The sequence below is a fragment of the Yeosuana marina genome (genome assembly GCF_011762485.1).
In the GTDB taxonomy this organism is placed as follows: domain Bacteria; phylum Bacteroidota; class Bacteroidia; order Flavobacteriales; family Flavobacteriaceae; genus Yeosuana; species Yeosuana marina.
In genome coordinates this window covers 140,465-163,494 of the sequence record NZ_JAAKGI010000007.1, presented here as the reverse complement: position 1 = coordinate 163,494, position 23,030 = coordinate 140,465, and the positions used below count along the sequence as shown (strand labels likewise).

The following is a 23,030-nucleotide window of genomic DNA, read 5'->3' as shown; positions in this document are numbered from 1 at the left end:
ACTTAAAAAATAGGTTTCTTTCAACCGTTAATAAAATGGTTAAAAACTTGAGAGTAAATATATGTTTTTTGACGTATTTAACTAATCAATTTCCTATTTTTGCCGAATATTTAACTTGATTTTATAATTATATGCAACGCGACGAACAAATTTTTGAATTAATACAGGCAGAAAAAGAACGACAATTACACGGAATTGAACTCATTGCATCTGAGAATTTTGTGAGCAATCAAGTCATGGAGGCGGCTGGCTCTGTGCTAACCAACAAATATGCAGAAGGTTATCCGGGAAAGCGTTATTATGGTGGTTGTGAAGTTGTGGATGAAGTGGAGCAAATTGCTATTGATAGAGCAAAAACCTTGTTTAATGCGGCGTATGTAAATGTGCAACCACATTCTGGTAGTCAAGCTAATACAGCAGTTTACCATGCGTGTTTAACGCCTGGTGATAAAATTTTAGGATTTGATTTATCTCACGGAGGGCATTTAACCCATGGCTCGCCAGTTAACTTTTCAGGAAAACTATATAATCCAGTGTTTTACGGTGTAGAGCAGGAGACAGGGGTTTTAAATTATGATAAAATTCAAGAGATTGCAACGAAAGAGCAACCTAAGTTAATTATAGCCGGAGCTTCGGCGTATTCTCGTGATATCGATTTTAAACGATTTAGAGTGATATCTGATAGCGTTGGCGCTATTTTGTTAGCTGATATTTCACATCCAGCAGGATTGATTGCTAAAGGTATTTTAAATGATCCATTGCCACATTGTCATATTGTTACAACAACAACTCATAAGACGCTAAGAGGTCCAAGAGGAGGTATGATAATGATGGGACAAGATTTTGATAATCCATTTGGTATTACTTTAAAAAACGGAAGCTTACGTAAAATGTCGTCGTTGTTAGATTCTGCAGTATTTCCAGGAAATCAAGGAGGCCCGTTAGAACATATTATTGCAGCCAAAGCCATTGCATTTGGAGAAGCCTTAACCGATGAGTTTTTACACTATATTTTGCAAGTTAAACAGAATGCTGATTCTATGGCCAAAGCCTTAGTAGGTAAAGGCTATAATATTATTTCGGGTGGGACCGATAATCACATGATGTTGATTGATTTGCGTAATAAAAACATTTCAGGTAAAGATGCTGAGCAAGCTTTAGTCAAAGCTGATATTACGGTGAATAAAAACATGGTACCATTTGATGATAAATCACCGTTTGTGACCTCAGGAATCCGTGTAGGTACAGCGGCCATTACCACCAGAGGTTTAAAAGAAGCAGATATGGCAGGGATTGTTGACTTAATTGATGAAGTGATTACCAATTTTGAAGACGAAGCGGTTTTAGAATCTGTAAAAACTAAAGTGAATGCTATGATGAAGGGAAAACCTTTATTTGTATAGGTTTTAGCTTTATTTAAAATAAAAAAATCCTGCATAATGCAGGATTTTTTGTTTTAAGTCATTAATATTTTATGAAATCAATCAAACGAAATTGTACTACTTGAGCTTCATCAATAAATAAGAAAACGTCATAGCATTCATTTTAGCACTTTGTTCATTCGTTGAACTGCCTGCATGTCCTCCTTCTGTATTTTCATAATAATATGTTTTGTATCCCATATCATTCATTTTAGCTACCATTTTTCTGGCATGTCCAGGATGCACTCTATCATCACGGGTAGATGTGTAAAAGAACACTTCAGGATAGTCCATTCCTTCTTTAAGATTATGATAAGGTGAATATTTTTTGATGTATTCCCATTCTTCAGGAATATCAGGATTTCCATACTCTCCCATCCAACTGGCTCCTGCTAACAGTTTATTATAGCGTTGCATATCGAGCAACGGTACTTGACACACCACCGCATTGTATAAGTCTGGACGTTGCGTGAATGCAACTCCAACTAATAAGCCGCCATTACTTCCACCCATAACGCCTAAATGTTTTGGTGTAGTTATGTTTTTAGCTATCAAGTCTTCAGATACGGCATATAAATCGTCAAATACATTTTGTCGTTTTTCTTTCATTCCATCTTGGTGCCATTTTGGGCCATATTCACCACCACCACGAATATTAGCTAATACAAAAACACCACCTTTTTCTAGCCAGGCTGTGCCAAAAGTTGCAGAGTAAAAGGGTTGTTCAGATACTTCAAAGCCACCATAAGCATATACAAGAGTTGGATTTGTTCTGTCATTTTTCATGTCTTTAGCGGCTATCATAAAATAAGGAATCATCGTGCCATCTTTTGATTTTGCTTTGTATTGTTTTACTGCATATTTACTAGCGTCAAAAAACGCAGGTAACGATTGATAAACTTTAAAAGTGTTGTTACTTGCATTAGCAGAATATAAGGTAGATGGCGTAATAAAGTTCATAAAATTAAAATAATACTGGTCTGAAAGGTCATTGGTAGCGACAATAGAAATAGTTCCAAAATCGGGTGCTTTTACTTTTTCATTAATCCATTTTCCGTCATCAAATGAATAGATGTGCAATTGGCTAATAACATTAGATAAAAGGTTGACTAATAATTTATTCTTGGTCATTGAAACCTGTGAAATACTTGAAAATTCATCGGGTTCAATAATTACTTGAACTTCCTTATTCCCTTTTAATAATTCAGTAAAATTAAGACTTAAAAGTGTTCCAATTTTATAGGTTTTAGAATTAACTGTCCAATCAGATTTCAATTGAATAATAAATTGATTGTTTAAAATACCTTTTGTACTCGCATCATCGGGAATGTCTAGTTTTATGATTTTATTATTTGTCCAAATGAACTTTAAATCTGTAAAAAAAGATGGTGACCGGTCAATCACTATATAGCCTTTTTCATCATCACGCATTACATATCCATTAGTACTTACATCAGAGGGTTCTCCCTTATAAATTAGTTGCGCATCTTTTAATGGAGTCCCACGTTTCCAAAGTTTCACTTGACTTGGATATCCTGAAGTAGTCATGGTGCCTTCTCCAAAATCGGTTGAAACAATCAACGTATTTTCATTTACATAACTTGCATAACCTTTGGACTCTGGCAGATAAAATCCGTCTTCAAGAAATGATTTTGTTTCTGTATCAAACTCTTTAATAACAACAGCATCACCACCTCCTTTAGATAGCCTAATTAAAAAATGACTATAATCAGGATATAACCCGCTACTTCCTTTGTATACCCATTTTATATCGTCCTTTTTCGAAAGTTCATCTATATCAAGAAGCGTTTCCCAAACTGGATTTCCATTCGTGTAGTTTTCTAGAGGAGATCTTCTCCATATTCCTCTTACATGGTCTTTGTCTCTCCAGAAATTGTAAACGTAGGTTCCACGGATAGTTGGATAGGCTATTCTTTCATTAGAATTATAGATTGCTAAACTTTTATCATAAATATCTTGATAGTCCTTTTCTTTACTCAATTTTTCAAAAGTAGCTTTGCTTTGGTTGTTAACAAACTCCAATGCTTTTTTACCATCAACTTCTTCTAACCATTGGTATTTGTCTTCCTGAGCTTGAAAAATTTGACATATTCCTAATAATGCTATAAATAATAAAGTGTATTTTTTCATGTTTTTAGTTTTTTTCAAACGGTTTCTTGGGTTATCTGTGGTTTTTCTATTTTATACTAAGTTAATATTTAAAGTTTAAACATGCTATACACACTTGTAAGTATATATAAATAAAAAATTAGATCATACGAATGGAATACCACGGAATGAAGTTACCTATTTATTGAGTTATAAATATTTACTTTGGACATGTATTATGAGATTGCTTCGCTTTGCTCGCAATGACGATTATTATGAGATTGCTTAGCTTTTAATGAACGAGATTGTGCGTTTGTTTTTAGAAACTTACTAATCTCAATTACAATTATTCTTGTTTTAATTTCTGTTTTGCTATTTCTAAATTTTTCTGAAATAATTCGAGATTTCTATCCTTAGTTGTAATAGCAATAGCAACGGCATGTTGATAGTTCTTAACGGAAGCTTCTAAATCACCATTTATCATTAATAATTCAGCATAACTATCAAATGTATTTGCTGAATTTGGATAAAGAATTGTATTGGCTCTCAAAATAGATTCCGCTATTTTTGGTTTTTTGTTTGTTTGTAAATAATCATAACCTAGATTATTAATATCTCCTTCGTTAAACAATTTGGCTTCTTGACATTTTTTCAAACGTACAAGAATTATATCGTCTGTTTTTCCAACTATGTAATGTTCAAGTTGGTTGCTTAAATCCGTAAACAACTGGTTGAACTTTTCATTTCTTTTGGTTCTATAAGCTTCTGCAGCTTTCTGTGCTAAATCAAGTGTTTTATCATAAGTTTCTTCGACGGTTGTTGCCACTTCTGGAATAACTCCAACGCCTTCCCAATTTGTTTTAGTAACTGGATTAATTGCTTTTCCTGTTGGAATAAAAACACTTAAATTAGCATTGATTCTCATACTACGCCCCGGATTAGCACCTCCACCAGTGGTTTGTCCTACTAAGGTTGCTCTTTTTTGAGTTTGCATATTATATGAGAATTCTTCTGCAGCAGAGAAAGTTCTTTCACTAGTCATAATAAATAAAGGGACATCGTTCATTTTAAGTCCTCCAACGCTATCTAATGTCCAAAACTCTTCTGTTGTATTTCCTTCTCTCCAATACAGGCTATTCAAAAGTAATTTCTGGTTAAAGAAATAACTACATAAGTACTGAACCATTCTAGGGCTGCCCCCTCCATTTTTACTTAAGTCGATGATAATTGCATCTGTTCTCAACATTAATTTCATATAAGCATCAGCAATGTCTTTTCCAGTTTCCATTCCAGCAAAACCTCTTAAATCTAAATAACCCACATTACCTTCCAGAATTTTAACAGTTTTGAACCCTGCATTTGCTTCTCTTGATCTATCCATTCTAGCAATATGTTGGTCAATCATACTTTCCTGAGATGTTTCTGAAATCATATATGGTTGATTTGACCGAATACGCATATGCTTGTCTTTATTAATTGCTTGTACAGACTTAGTCAGGGCTGCTGCAAAAGTTTCATTATTTTTAAATTGATCAAAATAGCCATCTTGCATTTGAGTCTTTAAATGTTGTTCAGTTAACTTAGCAACTTCTGGAAACACATAATATTCATTCATCAATTGCGATAGGCTTTGAATTACGTTTTCCTTATAATCATTGGTTAACGAATTGTTTTGTGCTTTAGCTAAACTTACATTAATAAATACAGCTATAAACAGGACGAATATTTGGGAATTAATTTTCATTTTTTTCATTTAGTTTTTGTTTTTATTCTGTTTCTCCTGAATACAAGGCATTGTGTTAAATATAATTAATAGTAATACGTATTTAAAAATTTTCATGATGAAAAATTGCTATTCTAAAATGTTTTAGTTAGGATTATATATTTCAACCGCTTTTTTCATAATATTCATTTGTGTTTGAATAGAGTTCCTTCTTCTGTAATCACTTTTTGTTTTAAAAGCTAGCACAACATCTATTTCGGGATAAATAGTAATATTTTGTCCTAAAGCACCTTGGGCTGAATACGCATTTTTAAGTCGGTAATCGTTGGTGTTCTCTACTAACCACCACATGTAACCATACCCTAAATCGAGGCCGTCACTTTTTAAAAGAGGCACACTTTTCTGAGCTTCTTCATACGATGTTCGTTCTGTAATTATTTCATTTACTCAGGTTTCGGGTATAATTTGTTTATCATTCCATTTACCTTTTCTAAGCATTAGTAAGCCAATTCGAGCCATATCTCTTGTTGAAAACCACATATGATAGGCAGGAAACTTCGAGATTTCGTAATTACCACTTTTTCTTTGAAGCGATTTGTCCCAATCTTGCATTTGCAAAGGAATGGCAAGTTGAGATTCTATCTCGTCGTAAATAGAACGGTTGGTTTCTTGCTCGAATATATATCCTGCTACATTAAAATCCCAATTACTATATAACCAATGAGTTCCAGGGTTTACAGAGCCTCTTTCTGGCGCATATCTGCGAAAATCTCCTCCATTGGAGCCATTTAAATATACACCAGACTTGGCTGAAATGATGTCTTTGATTGTAGCCTTTTTTTCAATTGGAAGAAGTTCAGACACATCGTTAATGTTTAGCTCTTCCAGTGTTTTATTAAGTTATACGAGTTTCTATGGAAAAGTTACATGTTGATAAGCACCTAAATCAGGAGAGGAAGTTCGGTTAATATTAAGAATATCAAAAGGAACTTGATTTGAAAATATAGAGTTTCCTTGATTAATAGCAGCAGACTTATCACCAATCATCATTTCATTTAAACTTGTGTTTTTAAAATCAGGAGATTGATTAAACAGATTACCTTCGTAATGATTGGTATCATTTAAGTCGTAATTAGCACCCGTAAAGTTGTTATTGTTGTCTTCAAACCTAATCAAGCAGTTAGTAAATTTAAAATTAAAACTAACAGTAGCATCTTCAATTTCATCTAATAAAATCTCCGGATTGTCATTACCGTAAATAATGCAGTTGTTAAAATTAGCTTCGGTTAAATCGGTTAAAACAGTATTGTTATCGGTATCAACAATAAAATTATTTAATAGTACCGCAGGATATTGTCTAAACCCATTATCCCAATAATTAGCAATAGTAGAATGCGTGAAATTGTATTTGCCACCAATAGTGCCTGCAAATGAGGATTGCCCTGAATTATTTATAACCACATTTTCACCGTTAATCGAGGTGTTTCTACCTAGAATACCAAACGCACTGGAATTGTATATCTGGGAGTTTGTAATGGTGAGTTTATCAATACTTTCATTAGGGTTCCCATCAGCTAGCACGCCAACAGTGGCATTTTTTATAGTGGTGTAATGAATCTCATTATTAACACTTCCATCTAACAACCAAATAGAGTTCCATTGTCCTGGGGTTTCAGAAAAATCAGGTTCTAAGCGATCACCTTCAAGAATCACCTGATTTTCCATAGCTTCTTGATCTGTACTTAAACCACCTTGTATTTTAATAGAAGATCCTTCGGTTATTAAAAGTCCAGAATTCTCATGGAAATGTAAACGGGCTCCGGGGTTAATAGTAATCGTTTCTCCACTAGGTGTAGCTGCAAACCCATAGATAACATAGGGTTTTTCATTGGTGAAAGTGAGTTCGGCAGGTAATAATTCGCGTCCTTGAATATCTGTTTCTATGGATTCTCCGCCAATATTTAGGGTTAATGTTTCAACGACTTTTGTAGTGTTATCTCTATTGGGATATATAAAAATAGCATCCTTAACAAGCGTTACTAATTCCACTTTTTGCTGATTGCTATTCGTGTCAAACTCAATTTGGTCGGTATATAAATAGTCGGTTAAATTTGTATGATTTGCAATATCAACCGTAGTTTCAACGAATATATATAAACTGTCTTTAGCAAGAATCTCTACGTTTTCAAACGTTTTCCCAGCCATTCCATCTACATTTAATCTGTAAGCAGAAGCGTCTCCTAAACCAAGTTTTACAGTTGGAATAATAATATCGTTATCACTTCTATTATAAACTTTGAAGTTGTAAGTACTTGAACCAATATTAGAAAAAACGGTGTCAAGATATATCGTGTCTTTTGAAAATTGTAGACTTCCCGTACTTGGAGAAAATTCAAAATCTTTTCTGCATGAATTATACAGAAACAACATTGAAACAAGAAAAACAACATATAATAAACGCTTCATAAAATAAATATAAATGTTTTTTTGAAAAGGTAATTAGAATACTTCAGTTATATCTGAAGTAATTCTAGCGGGACGTTTTGTTTTTGTATTGATTAAGCACCATTTAGTTTCAGACTTTGCTATTAGTACATTGTTTTCATAATTAGTTATTTCTACAACTCTTGTTGAAATGGCACCTTTATAATTTTTTATGTAAGTTGTAAGTTTTATTTTATCATTTAAAAGAGCCGAGTTTTTATATTCAATACAGTGCTTGGTCATTACCCAAAAATAATTTTCAAGAATAATTGAAGGAGCATGTTGAATCCAATGTTGTTTAGCAACATTTTGAACCCATTGAACATAGCGTACGTTATTAACGTGATCAAGTTCATCTAAATCATCTTCTGTTACTTTTATAGTAGATTCAAAAGTTTGCATGTGATAGTTTTTGTAAGCAAAAATAGCCTTATTTTTTGGTAATAGAATAATTGATTTTTGGAGTTTTAAAATGCCAACAAATTCTTTTTTTTGGAATGATATATAAGTTATTGTCTCTTAACAGAAATAAATACACAAAGTTTTTTTGATACTATTAGGGAGCATAAGCATTTTTGGAAAACAATAAATCATAATTTTGGACGATTAAAAGCGGTTTTTAGGGTTAAGATAATAGTGTACATATTAACCCTCAAAGAAATATAAAGCAGTATAGTTAGATTGCTTATTATTTGTTATTTTTGAGTTTATTATTGTGTAAAACACAGTGTTTTAAAGGATAAGAAGTATAGTCTTTTTTATCTTATAAGTAAGTCAAAGAATTAATGAAAAAACAACAATGTATTGCCTATTATTTATTAGTAAGTTTTTTTTTGTTTGGTCAAAATTCTTGGGCTCGAAGTAATGTTTCTCCTGAGATTATAGCCATCGGAAATCAGAATTATTGTCCGTTAAGTCAAATCAATGTAGTTACAGATTTTAATATTTTAAATGCAGGAGGTGAAAATATTCAAGAAGTATATGTGCAAATATCAACGGGGTATGTGCAAGGTGAAGATAAGCTAGATTATAAAGGAACAAATTCCAATATAACACAATCTTGGAGTCTTAATCAGGGAAAGCTAACCTTAACGGCACTATCTGCGACAACAGCATTAAGTGATTTAATAGCCGCGGTTAAAGATGTTATTTTTGAAAGTACAAGTAACAACCCATCAAATAAGTATTTTTCTTTTACTATTGGTGATGCTAATTATTTACCCAGAACAGGACATTATTATGAGTATGTATCTGCTTTAGGTATTACATGGACAGCTGCCAAAACGGCGGCTGAAATGAGAACATATTATGGGTTACAAGGGTATTTGGCAACCTTACTTTATCCAGAAGAAGCACAATTAGCAGGAGAGCAAGCCGCTGGAGCTGGTTGGATTGGAGGAAGTGATGCCGAAACTGAAGGCGTTTGGAAATGGGTTACTGGACCTCCTTCAGAAAATGGTTTGATTTTTTGGAATGGCCTAAATAATGGGTCTACTCCAAATTACGCTAATTGGAATACAGGAGAGCCTAATCAGTATCTTGGAGCTAACGAAGATTATGCACATATAACATATAATGTAGGCATACCTGGAGCATGGAATGATTTAACAAATACTGGTGATACAACAGGAAACTATCAGCCTAAAGGATATATTGTTGAATATGGTGGTTTTCCTGGAGAACCTGTTTTAAATATTTCTGGTACGTCAAGTATTTGGGTAGCCAAAATTGATTACACCAATAGCGCTTCTAGATGTGGTAGTGGAAGTGTACAATTAGAAGCCTTTCCGTTGAATGGTTCTGAAGATATTTTATGGTTTGATTCTCCTACGGGAGGATCACCACTAGCAACTGGTCCAGTTTTTACAACCCCTAATATAAATATAACAACTAATTATTATGCCCTTGCATCAATAAATGGTTGTATAGAGGGCGCAAGAATACCCGTTACGGCAACCATTAATCCAATTCCAACTATTACAGCAACGACTAATGATTTGGTTTGTGATAGCGGTTCAGGGACGTTAACTGCGACATCTTCTGTAGGTAATATCAATTGGTACGATAGTGCAACAGCGGGAAATTTAGTTTTTACAGGAAATTCATTTGTAACACCAGTGTTAAGTACTACAACAACATATTATGTAGATGCTACCGCAAATGGTTGCACTACAACTACACGAACTCCAGTAACTCTAACCGTTCAAAAAACACCATTGCCAACTGCCAATACTACTCAAACATTTTGCGATATTGATAATACTACGATAGCTGATTTACAAGTGACAGAAACTAATGTGTTATGGTATGCCGCAAGTACAGGAGGAAGCCCTTTAAGTGCTAATAATCCATTAACAACAGCAACCTATTATGCTACTCAAACGGTTAATACTTGTGAAAGTTCATCACGTTTACCAGTTGATGTTATAATTTATGAAACGGTAAGTCCCCCAAACGCAACTACTATTCCTGTAATTGAACTATGTGATACTAGTGCAGATGGAGACGATACCAACGGGTTTACATCTTTTGATTTAACTGTAAATGAGTCTATTCTATTAAATGGAAAAGCTGCTTCAGATTTCACTATTAGCTATTATACAGATTCTACTTATACTGCTTTAATACCAGTACCAACAGCTTTTACAAATACAGTACAAACAACTCAAACCATATATGTAAGAATTGAAAATAATTTGGATAACACCTGTTATGCAGATACCTCAATGCAAATTCAGGTTAATGAGCTGCCTGTTATTCAATCTAATATTACCTTTAAAAATTGTGATGAAGATGGTAACCCTGATGGGTTTACGGATTATAATCTTAACGAAGCAAATGACATCATTACAAATAATAATTCTAGTGGTTTAGATATCACCTATTATGTATCACTTTCTGATGCTAATTCAGAAACAAATGCTATCAATGCAACCTCTTTTAATAATTCCATTGCTAGTACGGTTTTTGCGCGGGTTCAAAACTCTAATGGTTGTTTTAGAGTATCAACCGTTAGCTTAGAAGTGTCTACAACAGCCTTTCCACAAGGTTATTTACAAGAGTTAGAAACTTGTGATGATGATGCCGCTATTGATGGGTTGCATGTTTTTGATCTCAATCAAGCATCTGCTGCTTTTATTGCTGAATTTCCTGGGGGACAAAATTTAAGTGTGCATTATTTTAGAAACTTGAATGATGCTCAATTAGAACAAAATGAAATAACAGCGGTAAATAATTTTGTAAACGAAACACCATTTTCTCAAGTTTTATATGTTCGGGTAGAAAGTGATGATAATGGAGATTGCTTCGGACTTGGACCTCATTTATTGTTAACCGTGCACCCAAGACCTGAATTTGAAGTGGATCAAACAGAAGTATATTGTTTAGATAATAATCCTATTACCTTATTTACGTATAATCCTAGAGGGAATTATTCCTATGAGTGGAAAGATGAAACAGGAACAGTTATAAGCAATTTGCCTAATTCAACGGTTGTTTCAGGAGGTGTTTATACGGTTATAGCAACATCTAGTTTTGGCTGCGAATCATTTCCTGTGTCTTTTGATGTTGTTGAATCTGCAATAGCATCAATTGGCGCAGACGATATTACTATTGTAGAACTTACAGATAATAATAGTATCGCCATCAATAATGATAACAATAATCTTGGTATTGGCGATTATGAGTTTGCATTAGATGATATTAATGGTCCTTATCAAGACCAGCCATTTTTTGATAGAGTGGGGGCTGGTAATCATATTATTTATGTAAAAGATAAAAACAAGTGCGGTATAGCAAGTTTAGAAGTATTCATTCTAGGATTTCCAAAATATTTTACACCTAATGGTGATGGTAACAATGACACTCGGCAAATTAGAGGTTTAGGCAACGATTTTGCAAATACATCTGTAGTTAATATTTTTGACAGATATGGAAAATTCATCAAGCAACTAAATGCAAAAAACGGCTCTTGGGACGGCACTTTTAATGGGCAACGATTAGCAAGTACAGATTATTGGTTTATAGCCGAATTAATTGAAACCTCAGGTAATGTAATAACTTACAAAGGACATTTTAGTTTGGTTAGGTAGCTCTGGTTGTTTTCTTTAATTAAATTAAAAGAAAAACTAAAAACTTTTTTTATTGGGTTCATAAAACTCTACATTTTCTTTAATAATAATTTGGATAGGAGAGTAAACCTTTTTTGGTGGTATTTTCTTGTACAACAGGAAATCTGACATCATAAGAACCGATTCATATCCTTGGTTAAAGGCTTTTTGTGATATTAAGAATTTAATGGTATTATTTTCAAGTCCTTTGACATTTTTTTCTGTTGTATCAAATCCAATAATATGCAATGTTTTTATTTTATTTTTTTCTATCAAATCGCTAATTATGCCCACTCTACTTGATGGAACATAAACACCTTTAATTTTCGGATTTTCTTCTAATAGGTTATTTAATTCTTTTTTTACTAAAGCTAAATTGTCAAGATTGATAGTTAAATTTAAATTTGTAATCTTAATATTATTACTAGATATATAGTCATTAAAGCCTTCTATTCGTTTTGAAATAGCAAGATAATTAGAAATATTTGATCTAGTTTGTATTGTAAGGCAGGTGGTTTCTTCTTTTAAACTTAGGCACATTAACTTTCCGGCGACAAAACCACTTTTATAAGAGTCTTGTCCTATAAATGAAAAATTATTATATCCCTCAAGATTAATATTCATGAAAATATAAGGAAGGTTTAATGATTCCAATTTCTTAGTGATTTCAATAGTTTCTTCTTTAAACATTGGAACTATTACAACGACATCTGGTTCCCCTTTTATAAGTTTAGAGAATTCTTTTAAATAAGATAATGAGTTAAATTGGTCAAATGTGAATTTCTCAATTATAACGCCATAATTTTCTACTTCTTCACAAGCTTTAGTAATTCCCATATCTGGAAATTTCCAAAACACATTTTGTTCGTCATATTTTGGAATTAAATACGCAATCTTGAATTTCTTTTTTAAAGCTAAGGCACTGGCAATTGGATTGGTTTTAAAATTATACTTTTTTATAATTTTTTTTACTTTTTCTTTAGTTTTCGTAGATACTCCGCTTCTATTATGCAGAACCCGGTCAACAGTTCCTTCAGATACATTTGCCTCTTTTGCTATGTCTTTTATTGTTATCATTCTGAAATAGAGTGTATTAAAATTTTTAAACTAAAAAATTTAATTTAAAATGCATATGTACCATTGCGTAATTTTCAGCAATTTAATAAAATTTTTAACAAGTCGTGTGCGCACACATTTTTTTATTATATTTGCGTGTGCGAACACGAAATATAGTTTTTTTAATAATTATGATAAAATAAAAATGGGTAAAGTAGTAGTATTAACGGGAGCAGGTGGCGTTTTATGTAGTACCTTGGCAGAGGCAATGGCTAAGCAAGGACATAAAATTGCGGTCTTAGATTTAAAAATTGAAGCTGCACAAGCCGTAGCCAACAATATAAATGAATCTGGAGGAACTGCAATTGCTGTTATGGCTAATGTGTTAGAGAAAGCATCACTAGAAGCTGCAAAAGAAGTAGTGAACTCTAAATTAGGACTCTGTGATATTTTAATAAACGGAGCAGGAGGAAATCATCCGTTAGGAACAACGTCTAATCCACATTTGTTAGAGGCAGATTTGGAAAATACTGCTGAAGGTTTTAAAACCTTTTTTGATTTGGATCCCGAAGGCATTAAATTCGTTTTCAACTTAAATTTTATCGGAACATTATTGCCAACTCAAATTTTCGCGAAAGATATGGTGGGAAGAAAAGGATGTAATATTCTTAATATTTCGTCTATGAACGCCTTTACCCCACTTACAAAAATACCAGCGTATAGCGGAGCAAAAGCAGCAGTTTCTAATTTTACACAATGGTTGGCTGTGCATTTTTCAAAAGTAGGTATTCGTGTAAATGCTTTAGCACCTGGGTTTTTCTTAACAGACCAAAACAGAACCTTGCTCACCAATCCTGATGGCAGTTTAACCCAAAGAGGACAACAAATTATTGATCAAACACCCATGGGGCGTTATGGCGAACCAGAAGATTTAATAAGCACAACCTTATATTTATGTGATGATGCGTCATCTTTTGTAACGGGAGTTGTCATTCCTATTGATGGTGGATTTGCAGCTTATAGCGGTGTTTAATAGAAATTTAATTTATTATTATGGAACAAACATGGAGATGGTACGGACCCAATGATCCCGTATCGTTATCAGATATAAAACAAGCAGGCGCAACAGGAGTTGTATCGGCTTTACATCATATTCCAAACGGAACAGTTTGGACAGTTGATGAGATTCAAAAAAGAAAAGACATTATTGAAAGTAAAGGACTAACCTGGAGTGTCGTAGAAAGTATTCCGGTGCACGAGAATATTAAAACGCGTTCAGGAAACTTTCAACAGTACATCGAGAACTACAAAAAGAGTATTGAAAATTTAGCAAGTTGTGGCATCAATATCGTTTGCTATAACTTTATGCCAGTTTTAGATTGGACACGTACCGATTTGGCTTTTGAAGTAGAAGACGGTTCTAAAGCATTACGTTTTGATACCACCGCTTTTGCTGCTTTCGAACTATATTTATTGCAAAGACCAGGAGCAGAAGCATTCTATTCCGAAGAGCAAAAAGCCGAGGCCAAAGTCTATATTGACAAACTTTCAGAAGATGATAAACAAAAATTAGTCAATAATATTATTGCTGGTTTGCCAGGTGCGGAAGAAGGCTATACGTTGGAGCAATTTCAAACAATTTTAGATACTTATGCAGCTATTGACGCTAAAAAATTAAGAGAAAACTTGGCAGCATTTTTAAAAGAAATTATTCCAGTAGCGGCACAAAATCATGTTTTAATGTGTATTCACCCAGATGATCCACCGTATCCAATTTTAGGGTTGCCACGCGTGGTTAGTACCGAAGAAGATTATGCATATTTATTTGAACAGGTCTCAGATAGATCCAACGGTATTACTTTTTGTACAGGATCTTTAGGCGTGAGAGCGGATAATAATTTGGTTCAGATTTTCAAACGTTTTGCAGACCGCGTTCACTTTTTACATTTTAGAAGTACACAACGTGATGCAAAAGGTAATTTCCACGAAGCAAATCATTTAGAAGGCGATGTCGATATGTTTAACGTTGTAAAAGAAGTGGTTATTGAAGAACGCCGACGTAAAGCTGCAGGTATGAAAGATGCCTTGATTCCTATGCGTCCAGACCATGGCCACCAGATGTTAGACGATTTACATAAAAAAACAAATCCTGGCTATTCAGGGATTGGTAGATTACGAGGGTTAGCAGAACTAAGAGGATTAGAATTTGGAATTTCAAAAAGCTTAGTATAATGACCTTAATTAAATCTAAAACATTTATTACCGATAATTTTTTATTGAATTCTGATGTCGCTGTAGAATTATATCATAACTACGCCAAGGACATGCCAATTATAGATTACCACAACCACTTATCACCTAAACTTATTGCAGAAAACCAGCCTGTAAAAAATATTACAGAAGCTTGGTTGAATGGCGATCATTATAAATGGAGAGGTATGCGGGCTAATGGTATTGACGAAAATTTTATCACAGGTTCTGCTAGTTTGAAACATAGATTTGATAAATGGGCAGAAACGGTGCCTTATACCTTAAGAAACCCTTTGTTTCATTGGACACAATTAGAGTTGAAGCGTTATTTTGATATTGATGATATTCTGCAACCAAATACTGCAGATATAATTTATGAAAAGGCAAATACCATTTTAGAACATAAAACACCAGCACAGTTATTAGAACATTTGAATGTTAAGGTGGTTTGTACCACAGACGATCCAACGGACGATTTACAATATCATAAAGCCATTGCAAAAGCTGGTTTTTTTACAAAAGTATATCCAACATTTAGAGCAGACGAATTATTTTTTATTGGGCACGACAAGTTTATGCCTTACATTAATAAGTTAGGCGTAGCTGTAAATTTTGAAATAAAAACCTATTCTGATTTTCTAAAAGCTATTGATGCCAGAATTCTATATTTTAATGAAAACGGATGCCTTTTATCAGATTTTGGTGTTGGTGAAGCCTTGGTTATTGAAGATTTTACGCAAGAAGAGGTTTCTGCTATTTTCAATAAAAAACTAGAAGGAAACAAACTTTCAACTTTAGAAATTAATAAGTACAGATCGAGTTTATTTATCTATTTAGCAAAGCAATATCATAAATTTGATTGGGTGCAACAATACCATTTAGGTCCCATCAGAAATAATAATAGTAGATTAGTTGAACAAGTAGGTTTGGATGCAGGCTGCGACTCGATAGGCGATTTTCCTATGGCAGAATTTTTGTCTAAATTGTTTAATACCCTCAATTCAACAGATCAATTAGCTAAAACAATTACTTATAATTTGAACCCATCGCAGAATGAAGTTTTCGCAACCATGATGGGAAATTTTCAAACCGGAGGAATACCAGGAAAAATGCAATGGGGTTCCGGTTGGTGGTTTTTAGATCAGAAGGACGGTATGGAAAAACAATTAAACGCCTTGTCTAATATGGGTTTATTAAGTCGTTTTGTGGGAATGCTTACAGACAGTAGAAGTTTCTTATCGTTTCCACGACATGAATATTTTAGACGTATTTTGTGTAATTTATTAGCTGAAGATGTTAAAAAAGGCTTAGTGCCAAATGATACAGAATTCCTAGGACACATGGTTCAAGATATATGTTACAATAACGCAAAAAACTATTTCAATTTCAATTGAATTTAACAGATACTAAACTAAATTAATTATGAACGAAACTCAGAAGATTGGCAATTATCGCTACCGGATTTTAGCACTTTTAATGTTTGCTACGACTATCAATTATTTTGATAGAAGTATTATTGGAGTATTAGCTCCAACCTTAGAAAAATTATTCGGCTGGACCAATAGTGATTACTCTTATATTATGATTTCATTTAAAGTTGCTTACGCCCTTGGTATGCTATCAATGGGAGGATTAATCGACCGTTTAGGAACCAAAAAGGGTTACATTTTATCCATAGGTCTTTGGAGTTTCTTTGGGATGTTGCATGCATTGGTTCGTCCGGGTTGGAGCATAATAGGTTTTGCAGCAGCCAGATTTGGGTTAGGATTTGGAGAGTCAGGAAACTTTCCGGCAGCCATAAAAACAACAGCCGAATGGTTTCCAAAAAAAGACCGCGCTTTTGCTACAGGACTTTTTAATGCAGCCACAAGTGTAGGAGCTATCGCAGCACCATTTGTAGTTGGTTGGATTGTACATGAAGATGGTAAAAACTGGCAAATCCCTTTTTTAATTACAGGAGCACTTAGTGCTTTTTGGGTGTTTTTATGGTTTAGAATGTATAAAAAACCAGAAGTGCATCCTAAAGTAACCAAAGAAGAATTAGCCTATATAAACAGTGATTCAGAAGTAGAAAATGAAGATAAATTACCATGGAAAGCTGTGGCGGCAAAACGTCAAACATGGGCATTTGCTTTAGCAAAGGTAACCGATGCTGTGTGGTGGTTTTATCTATTCTGGGGCGCTAAATTTTTAGCAGATACCTTTGGTGTTAATATTCATAATATCGCCTTACCATTTTTTGTAATTTATATTATGGCCGATGGCGGAAGTATTTTAGGAGGCTATCTATCAGGAGTTTTTATAAAGAAAGGCTGGACGATTAACAAGGCAAGAAAGATCACTTTACTCATATGTGCTTTAATTATATTACCAGTAGCTTTTGTAGCTATAACGGACAATGAGTGGTTGGCTGTATTCTTAATAGGATTGGGAGCCGCAGGTCATCAAGCTTGGTCCGCTAATATCTTTACATTAGCATCCGATGTGTTTCCAAAGAAAGCAACCGCATCGGTAGTAGGAATCGGAGGCATGGTAGGAGCCGTAGCAGGTATTGTTGCAGATGCTCTTTTAGGATCAGTATTAGATACAGCTGGAAATACAGGGTATTTTTGGGCTTTCTTAGTAGCAGGCTCATGTTACTTAATTATTCTTGGTTTGGTACATTTATTAATGCCTAAAATGACGCCTTTGGATGAAAATTTAAAATTAATTCAAAAATAAACAAGCAAACAATAATATAGAAATTACTAAATTTGTGTAATTATAAGGGATTATCTTAAAATAGTCTATGAGAAGTTTTTAAGCTAATTTCAAAAGATATTATAACAAATAGAGGATTATTCTAAGTTTTAAAGAAAGTAAAATTGCCTTTAGATATTATAAGTCTATTAACAATAAATAATCTAAATTGAATAATTTGCAATGAAAACTTTCTATAAAATTGTGGCTTTATTTTTAATTTTAAATATGTCTCATGCTACATATTCTCAAGAAATAAATTTTTTAAATTCAGAAAAAAAAATAGATAGTATTATATCGCTGCTCACTATTAAAGAGAAAGTAGATATGGTACATGCACAATCAAAATTTAGTTCGCCAGGTGTCGATCGATTGGGGATTCCAGAACTATGGATGTCTGATGGACCACATGGTGTGCGAGCTGAAATTAATTGGGATAGTTGGAGTTATTCAAAATGGACCAATGATTCTATTACAGCATTTCCTGCTCTAACGTGTTTAGCAGCTACATTTAATCCAAATTTATCTGCAGACTACGGTTTTAGTATTGGTGAAGAAGCAGGCTATAGAAAGAAAGACGTCTTATTAGGGCCGGGTATAAACATATACCGTACACCTTTAAACGGCAGGAATTTTGAGTATATGGGAGAAGATCCATATCTAGCATCTAAAATGGTAGTTCCGTATATTCAAGGGGTTCAAAAAAATGGGGTAGCAGCTTGTGTCAAACATTATATACTCAACAATCAGGAATTATGGCGTGATAAAATTAATGTAGAAGTAAGTGATAGAGCTCTATATGAAATTTATTTACCAGCTTTTAAAGCCGCAGTTAAAGAGGGGAAGGCTTGGTCTATTATGGGAGCTTATAACCAATTTAGAGGGCAATATTGCAGTCACAATGAGTTGTTGTTAAATAAAATATTAAAAGAAGATTGGCAATTTGATGGCGTTGTAATTACAGATTGGGGCGCCACCCACAATACGAAGCAAGCAGCTTTGTATGGTTTAGATATTGAAATGGGGACAGGCACAAATGGATTGACAACAAGTAAAGAGAATGCCTATGATTATTACTATTTAGCAAATCCTTTTTTAAAACTTTTAAAAAACGGAGAGATTGAAGAATCTGTATTAAACGATAAAGTTCGTAGAATTTTAAGGTTAATGTTTAGGACAACTATGAGTTCTAATCGGCCTTTGGGCAAAATGAACAATCAAGAGCATTTAGATGTTGCTCGTAAAGTGGGTACAGAAGGGATTGTACTATTAAAAAATGAAGATTCTTTTTTTCCTGTTAATCCAAATAAAAAAATAACTATTGCTGTTATAGGAGAAAATGCTACAAGACCTATGACTGTTGGAGGTGGTTCTTCTGAATTAAAAGCAAAACAAGAAATATCTCCTTTACAAGGTATAAAGGAGCGTTATAAAAACGCAAATATTATTCATGCCATGGGTTACGCTTCAGGGCCTTCGGCCTATGGACGTGTTTTGCCTTCAAAATTTGATGCAAATACATTAAAACAGGAAGCACTTGAGGCTGCTAAAAAAGCTGATATTGTGTTGTTTGTTGGTGGATTAAATAAAAGTCATCATCAAGATTGTGAAGGAGGAGATAGACAATCGTTAGAGTTGCCTTTCGGACAAAATGAATTGTTAGAACAACTAGCAAAAGTTAACCCAAATATCGGGGTTGTATTAGTTAGTGGAAATGCCGTGGCAATGCCTTGGCTAGATCATGTTAAGGGTGTTATGCAAGCATGGTATTTAGGTAGTGAAACAGGACATGCCATCGCAGATATTCTTAGTGGTGATGAAAATCCATCGGGAAAATTACCATTTACGTTTCCAAAAAAGTTAAATGATAATGCGGCTCATTACTTTGGAGAAATATCATATCCAGGTGATGGTATCAATCAAGTTTATAAAGACGATATTTTAGTGGGTTATCGTTGGCATGATACTAAGCATATCAAGCCATTATTTGCATTTGGATATGGCCTCTCGTATACTACTTTTAAAATTTCAGATGTAAAAACTGATAAAAAGAAATATTCAAAAACAGATAAAATTAGTGTTAGCTGTAATATTGAAAATACGGGTGATATTTCTGGGGCGGAAGTTGTTCAAGTTTATATAGGCAAACCTAAATCTGAAGTAAAAAGAGCCCTAAAAGAGTTAAAAGGGTTTTGTAAAGTTGAATTATCTAAAAACGAAATTAGAAATCTAACTATAGCCATAGACGCCTCTAAATTGGCATATTATAATGAATCTATTTCTGATTGGACACTTGAAAAAGGGGATTATATTGTTTATGTTGGAAATGCTTCAGACCATATCGTAGAAAAGGTTAAAATTGAAATAGAATAAAGCAGACATTTGTTTTTTTTAAAATTGTGCTTTTACAAAAATTATGTTTTGAGGTTAAAACTAAGGAAAGGATTAGCTGATTTCATAAAACCATAGCTTTTTAATCTTATAGTCCCAGCAAAGGTAAATGTTTTACTTTATGGTATATGAGAGCCGACTTGATACAATATTTTAGCTCAGTGGTGGGGATTTTATCATCCAATGTAAAAATGATAGCTCTTTTACCTTCAAAGTTAAAGGTATTATTAAATATGAGTCTAAAAGTTTCTACCAATCTGCTTGTACATTGAAAATACATAGCATATTGATTAGGAGATTTTGATTTCCAATCTATTCTAATGGTACTTCCTGTTTTTGTGAGATAGCTTGGCTCTCCCCATTTTAGTGTTTCTTCTACTATTTTTACTTCTTTAATTTCTTGAGCAGTTTCAATAATCAAGTTTCTAAGAGCTAACATTTTATTTCTTACAGAATCAGGATAATTATTGAAAACCATTTCAACTTGTGGGTTTGTTTTTATTTGTAAATCTTTCATGAGTTTTCAAATAAGATGTGCGTGTTTGGTCTTTTTTATGCACGAATTTCAATTTTACATATAATGCTTTAATGGGTTTCTCGATTAATTAACTTTATTTTTCAGTTATAAATAATATTATATAACGAGGAATAATCATTCTATTTTGTAGCTCTTTCTAACCGGTCATTTATAGATTTACCTAACCCAAAGTCTGGAACTATTTCTGCAACAATCATATCCAAATTTAAGTTATCAAGCTTGTGTAAAGAATTATATAACCTTGAAGCTGCTTCTTTTAAATCACCTGTTTTTGATAAGATTTCTACGTGTACAACATTTATGGAATGTATATCTTCTGAGAATCGTAATATGCCAACTTTTTTATTCTGGTAATTTTTTACAAAATTTTCTACATCATTTACCAAATATGTTTTTGTCTTTGGTGCGTAATGTTTAGCTAGCATTCCAGGGGCATTAGGTGCTATTTCTTTATTGTTTTTTATTTTAATTTGCCCTATAACATTTATAATGTCTTCTATAGAGATAGACCCTAGTCTGTAGAGTACGGGTTCATTATTTTCAAATCCAATGATTGTAGATTCAATACCATTTTTGCATTCACCACCCTCAAGTACCATCGATATAGTATTCTTAAAATAATCTTCAACGTGTAAAGAACTAGTTGGGCTAATTCTATTGAATGGATTTGCGCTAGGTGCTGCCAGCGGAAAGGATAATTGCTTTAATAAACTAAGTGTTACGGGATGATTTGGAATTCTTACTGCAACAGTGTCTTTTCCTCCTGTTATTAAATCTGGTATGTTTGATTTTTTCTTTAGAATTAATGTTAATGGACCTGGCCAAAAAGCATTTGCAAGTATTTTAGCTTTGTCTGGAAATTCACTTACTATATCATGTATTTTTTTAATGGAATGAATGTGAACTATAAGCGGATTAAATAACGGTCTTTGCTTGACTTGAAAGATTTTTTTAATGGCTTTTTCGCTATAAATATTTCCTGCTAAACCATAAACCGTTTCTGTAGGTATAGCGACTACATCGTCATTATTTAAAATTTCAATAGCTTTTACAATATCTTTTGAAATAATTGTCATTGTTTTAATAATCGTATTTATTAAAGGTGATTGTAATTGCAAATTTACCTTTTTGGAAAATACTTTATCTCAAATTAGTATATCAATTTATCTTCAAGAGGTAAGAATAAATAAATAAAAATCATTTTACAAGATGTTTGTAGTGAAAACAATCTTTAAGCATTTGGTATAATTCTGGATGTTTTTTCTTCATAGCATCAGGTTTTTCAAAAAAATATTCAGATGCAACAGCTAAAAATTCAGCTTCATTAGTACCTCCATAATTTCTGATATCCGACTTATTATCATTAATAGCTTCCATTTCTTTATGAATTAATTTAAGCCAAGGTATTACATAAGGCCTTTGTATTAATGCTTCAGGAACGCCATCTGTTATACCATCTATCTTATCTATTAAATGAACAAATTCGTGTATCCCCGTATTATACGCATCCGATTTAATTTTGAACCCATCATATAGTGCCTTTCTGGAAAGAATCATTTGTTTTTCTAATGGACCATTTCCCACCATACCTGCTATATTTCGTTTTTTATCAGTTTGAGCAAAACCTAAGTCTTTATTAAAATGATCTGGATAAATTAAAACCGTACTTAAATTAGTGTAATGCCATTCGTTAAAACCAAAAACTGGAATAACAGAACTTGCTGCTGTAAGTAGTTTGTCTAGCGGTTCAATTTCAAAATCAACACTTTCTATATAAACTTCACTAAAAAAAGTTAGGATGCGTTTTTTAAATCGGTTTTGTTCTTCAACAGATAATTCTTTGTAAAAATGAACATGCTCTAATAATAGCGTATGCCAATGCGAAGGAAATGTTGTGATTTTTTGTTTTTTTCTTGTGAATGCATAAATAGCAAAAGCTATTAACAGTAAAAAAATAATAATTGTAAACACCATGTAAAGGATGATTTGTTTAAATTTTAAAAATAGACTATAGCAAATAAAAAACCTTTAAAATATGTTTAAAGTTGCTTGATTTTTTGAGCATTACTTCTTAAAACAATGCAATACAGGTATTTATTGTCGTTTATTTGATTTTATAAAAGTTAAAGTTTTATAAATTGAAAAATTGTGCTACTTAGGTAGCAATCTATGTTTTTAATTAGAGTTAATTTTGCTAATAATTTTATTTT

Annotated in this window: 17 protein-coding genes; 7 read left to right on the top strand and 10 right to left on the bottom strand. The window is 33.0% G+C overall.

The window, feature by feature from the left end; translation table 11 throughout:
- Positions 1 to 131: 131 nt before the first annotated feature.
- Positions 132 to 1,403, top strand: a complete 1,272-nt coding sequence (glyA, locus tag G5V56_RS09405) for a serine hydroxymethyltransferase (protein WP_166964226.1) — start codon at positions 132 to 134, stop codon at positions 1,401 to 1,403.
- Positions 1,404 to 1,499: 96 nt separating this feature from the next.
- On the opposite strand, the gene G5V56_RS09400 is transcribed toward glyA, so the two are convergent.
- The 6 genes from G5V56_RS09400 to G5V56_RS09375 all read right to left on the bottom strand — a co-directional run bounded on the left by G5V56_RS09400 (position 1,500) and on the right by G5V56_RS09375 (position 8,139).
- Positions 1,500 to 3,572: a prolyl oligopeptidase family serine peptidase gene (locus G5V56_RS09400; RefSeq protein WP_166964224.1), complete on the bottom strand. Its 2,073-nt coding sequence runs from the start codon at positions 3,570 to 3,572 to the stop codon at positions 1,500 to 1,502.
- 304 nt (positions 3,573 to 3,876) lie between these two features.
- On the bottom strand, positions 3,877 to 5,283 hold the full coding sequence (locus G5V56_RS09395) for a S41 family peptidase (RefSeq protein ID WP_166964222.1): 1,407 nt from the start codon (positions 5,281 to 5,283) through the stop codon (positions 3,877 to 3,879).
- A gap of 114 nt (positions 5,284 to 5,397) precedes the next feature.
- Entirely contained in the window at positions 5,398 to 5,649 is a 252-nt protein-coding gene (locus G5V56_RS09390; RefSeq protein WP_166964220.1) for a hypothetical protein, read from the bottom strand.
- 51 nt (positions 5,650 to 5,700) lie between these two features.
- Positions 5,701 to 6,117 (bottom strand): serine hydrolase, encoded by a 417-nt coding sequence (locus tag G5V56_RS09385; protein WP_166964218.1) that lies wholly within the window; start codon positions 6,115 to 6,117, stop codon positions 5,701 to 5,703.
- A 48-nt stretch (positions 6,118 to 6,165) separates the two neighbouring features.
- Positions 6,166 to 7,719 (bottom strand): right-handed parallel beta-helix repeat-containing protein, encoded by a 1,554-nt coding sequence (locus tag G5V56_RS09380; protein ID WP_166964216.1) that lies wholly within the window; start codon positions 7,717 to 7,719, stop codon positions 6,166 to 6,168.
- 33 nt (positions 7,720 to 7,752) lie between these two features.
- On the bottom strand, positions 7,753 to 8,139 hold the full coding sequence (locus G5V56_RS09375; protein ID WP_166964214.1) for an acyl-CoA thioesterase: 387 nt from the start codon (positions 8,137 to 8,139) through the stop codon (positions 7,753 to 7,755).
- A 383-nt stretch (positions 8,140 to 8,522) separates the two neighbouring features.
- Between G5V56_RS09375 and G5V56_RS09370 the strand changes: the two genes are divergently transcribed.
- Positions 8,523 to 11,828, top strand: coding sequence for an Ig-like domain-containing protein (locus tag G5V56_RS09370; RefSeq protein ID WP_166964212.1), 3,306 nt, complete (start codon positions 8,523 to 8,525; stop codon positions 11,826 to 11,828).
- Between the two features lie 36 nt (positions 11,829 to 11,864).
- Here the strand turns inward: G5V56_RS09370 and G5V56_RS09365 are convergent, their stop codons facing one another.
- Entirely contained in the window at positions 11,865 to 12,923 is a 1,059-nt protein-coding gene (locus G5V56_RS09365; RefSeq protein ID WP_166964210.1) for a sugar ABC transporter substrate-binding protein, read from the bottom strand.
- A gap of 184 nt (positions 12,924 to 13,107) precedes the next feature.
- Between G5V56_RS09365 and G5V56_RS09360 the strand changes: the two genes are divergently transcribed.
- From G5V56_RS09360 to G5V56_RS09340, 5 genes are all read left to right on the top strand, one after another.
- Positions 13,108 to 13,935 carry an SDR family oxidoreductase gene (locus G5V56_RS09360; protein WP_166964208.1) on the top strand — a complete coding sequence of 276 codons (828 nt, stop codon included), beginning with the start codon at positions 13,108 to 13,110 and terminating at the stop codon, positions 13,933 to 13,935.
- 20 nt (positions 13,936 to 13,955) lie between these two features.
- Positions 13,956 to 15,134, top strand: a complete 1,179-nt coding sequence (gene uxuA, locus G5V56_RS09355; RefSeq protein ID WP_206285889.1) for a mannonate dehydratase — start codon at positions 13,956 to 13,958, stop codon at positions 15,132 to 15,134.
- The gene (gene uxaC / locus G5V56_RS09350) at positions 15,134 to 16,546 is read left to right on the top strand and encodes a glucuronate isomerase (protein WP_166964206.1); all 1,413 of its coding nucleotides are present in this window, start codon (positions 15,134 to 15,136) and stop codon (positions 16,544 to 16,546) included. Before uxuA ends, uxaC begins: the two co-directional genes overlap by 1 nt.
- A gap of 28 nt (positions 16,547 to 16,574) precedes the next feature.
- Positions 16,575 to 17,873 (top strand): MFS transporter, encoded by a 1,299-nt coding sequence (locus G5V56_RS09345; protein ID WP_166964204.1) that lies wholly within the window; start codon positions 16,575 to 16,577, stop codon positions 17,871 to 17,873.
- Between the two features lie 246 nt (positions 17,874 to 18,119).
- A complete protein-coding gene (locus tag G5V56_RS09340; protein WP_240911292.1) occupies positions 18,120 to 20,264 on the top strand; it encodes a beta-glucosidase in 2,145 nt (714 codons plus the stop codon).
- Positions 20,265 to 20,370: 106 nt separating this feature from the next.
- Here the strand turns inward: G5V56_RS09340 and G5V56_RS09335 are convergent, their stop codons facing one another.
- The 3 genes from G5V56_RS09335 to G5V56_RS09325 form a co-directional block, all read right to left on the bottom strand.
- Positions 20,371 to 20,799, bottom strand: a complete 429-nt coding sequence (locus G5V56_RS09335) for a DUF1801 domain-containing protein (protein WP_166964199.1) — start codon at positions 20,797 to 20,799, stop codon at positions 20,371 to 20,373.
- A gap of 140 nt (positions 20,800 to 20,939) precedes the next feature.
- Positions 20,940 to 21,896 carry an L-threonylcarbamoyladenylate synthase gene (locus tag G5V56_RS09330; protein WP_166964197.1) on the bottom strand — a complete coding sequence of 319 codons (957 nt, stop codon included), beginning with the start codon at positions 21,894 to 21,896 and terminating at the stop codon, positions 20,940 to 20,942.
- Between the two features lie 121 nt (positions 21,897 to 22,017).
- Positions 22,018 to 22,794, bottom strand: coding sequence for a M90 family metallopeptidase (locus G5V56_RS09325; protein ID WP_206285888.1), 777 nt, complete (start codon positions 22,792 to 22,794; stop codon positions 22,018 to 22,020).
- Positions 22,795 to 23,030 lie beyond the last annotated feature (236 nt).

Bases quoted from the DNA above. Each gene is read 5' to 3' on its own strand.
- uxuA (WP_206285889.1), top strand. From the start codon at position 13,956: ATGGAACAAACATGGAGATGGTACGGACCCAATGATCCCGTATCGTTA.
- G5V56_RS09395 (WP_166964222.1), bottom strand. From the start codon at position 5,283: ATGAAAAAAATGAAAATTAATTCCCAAATATTCGTCCTGTTTATAGCT.
- uxaC (WP_166964206.1), top strand. From the start codon at position 15,134: ATGACCTTAATTAAATCTAAAACATTTATTACCGATAATTTTTTATTG.
- G5V56_RS09335 (WP_166964199.1), bottom strand. From the start codon at position 20,799: ATGAAAGATTTACAAATAAAAACAAACCCACAAGTTGAAATGGTTTTC.
- G5V56_RS09360 (WP_166964208.1), top strand. From the start codon at position 13,108: ATGGGTAAAGTAGTAGTATTAACGGGAGCAGGTGGCGTTTTATGTAGT.
- G5V56_RS09365 (WP_166964210.1), bottom strand. From the start codon at position 12,923: ATGATAACAATAAAAGACATAGCAAAAGAGGCAAATGTATCTGAAGGA.
- G5V56_RS09345 (WP_166964204.1), top strand. From the start codon at position 16,575: ATGAACGAAACTCAGAAGATTGGCAATTATCGCTACCGGATTTTAGCA.
- G5V56_RS09400 (WP_166964224.1), bottom strand. From the start codon at position 3,572: ATGAAAAAATACACTTTATTATTTATAGCATTATTAGGAATATGTCAA.
- G5V56_RS09370 (WP_166964212.1), top strand. From the start codon at position 8,523: ATGAAAAAACAACAATGTATTGCCTATTATTTATTAGTAAGTTTTTTT.
- glyA (WP_166964226.1), top strand. From the start codon at position 132: ATGCAACGCGACGAACAAATTTTTGAATTAATACAGGCAGAAAAAGAA.
- G5V56_RS09375 (WP_166964214.1), bottom strand. From the start codon at position 8,139: ATGCAAACTTTTGAATCTACTATAAAAGTAACAGAAGATGATTTAGAT.
- G5V56_RS09325 (WP_206285888.1), bottom strand. From the start codon at position 22,794: ATGGTGTTTACAATTATTATTTTTTTACTGTTAATAGCTTTTGCTATT.
- G5V56_RS09330 (WP_166964197.1), bottom strand. From the start codon at position 21,896: ATGACAATTATTTCAAAAGATATTGTAAAAGCTATTGAAATTTTAAAT.
- G5V56_RS09380 (WP_166964216.1), bottom strand. From the start codon at position 7,719: ATGAAGCGTTTATTATATGTTGTTTTTCTTGTTTCAATGTTGTTTCTG.
- G5V56_RS09340 (WP_240911292.1), top strand. From the start codon at position 18,120: ATGTCTCATGCTACATATTCTCAAGAAATAAATTTTTTAAATTCAGAA.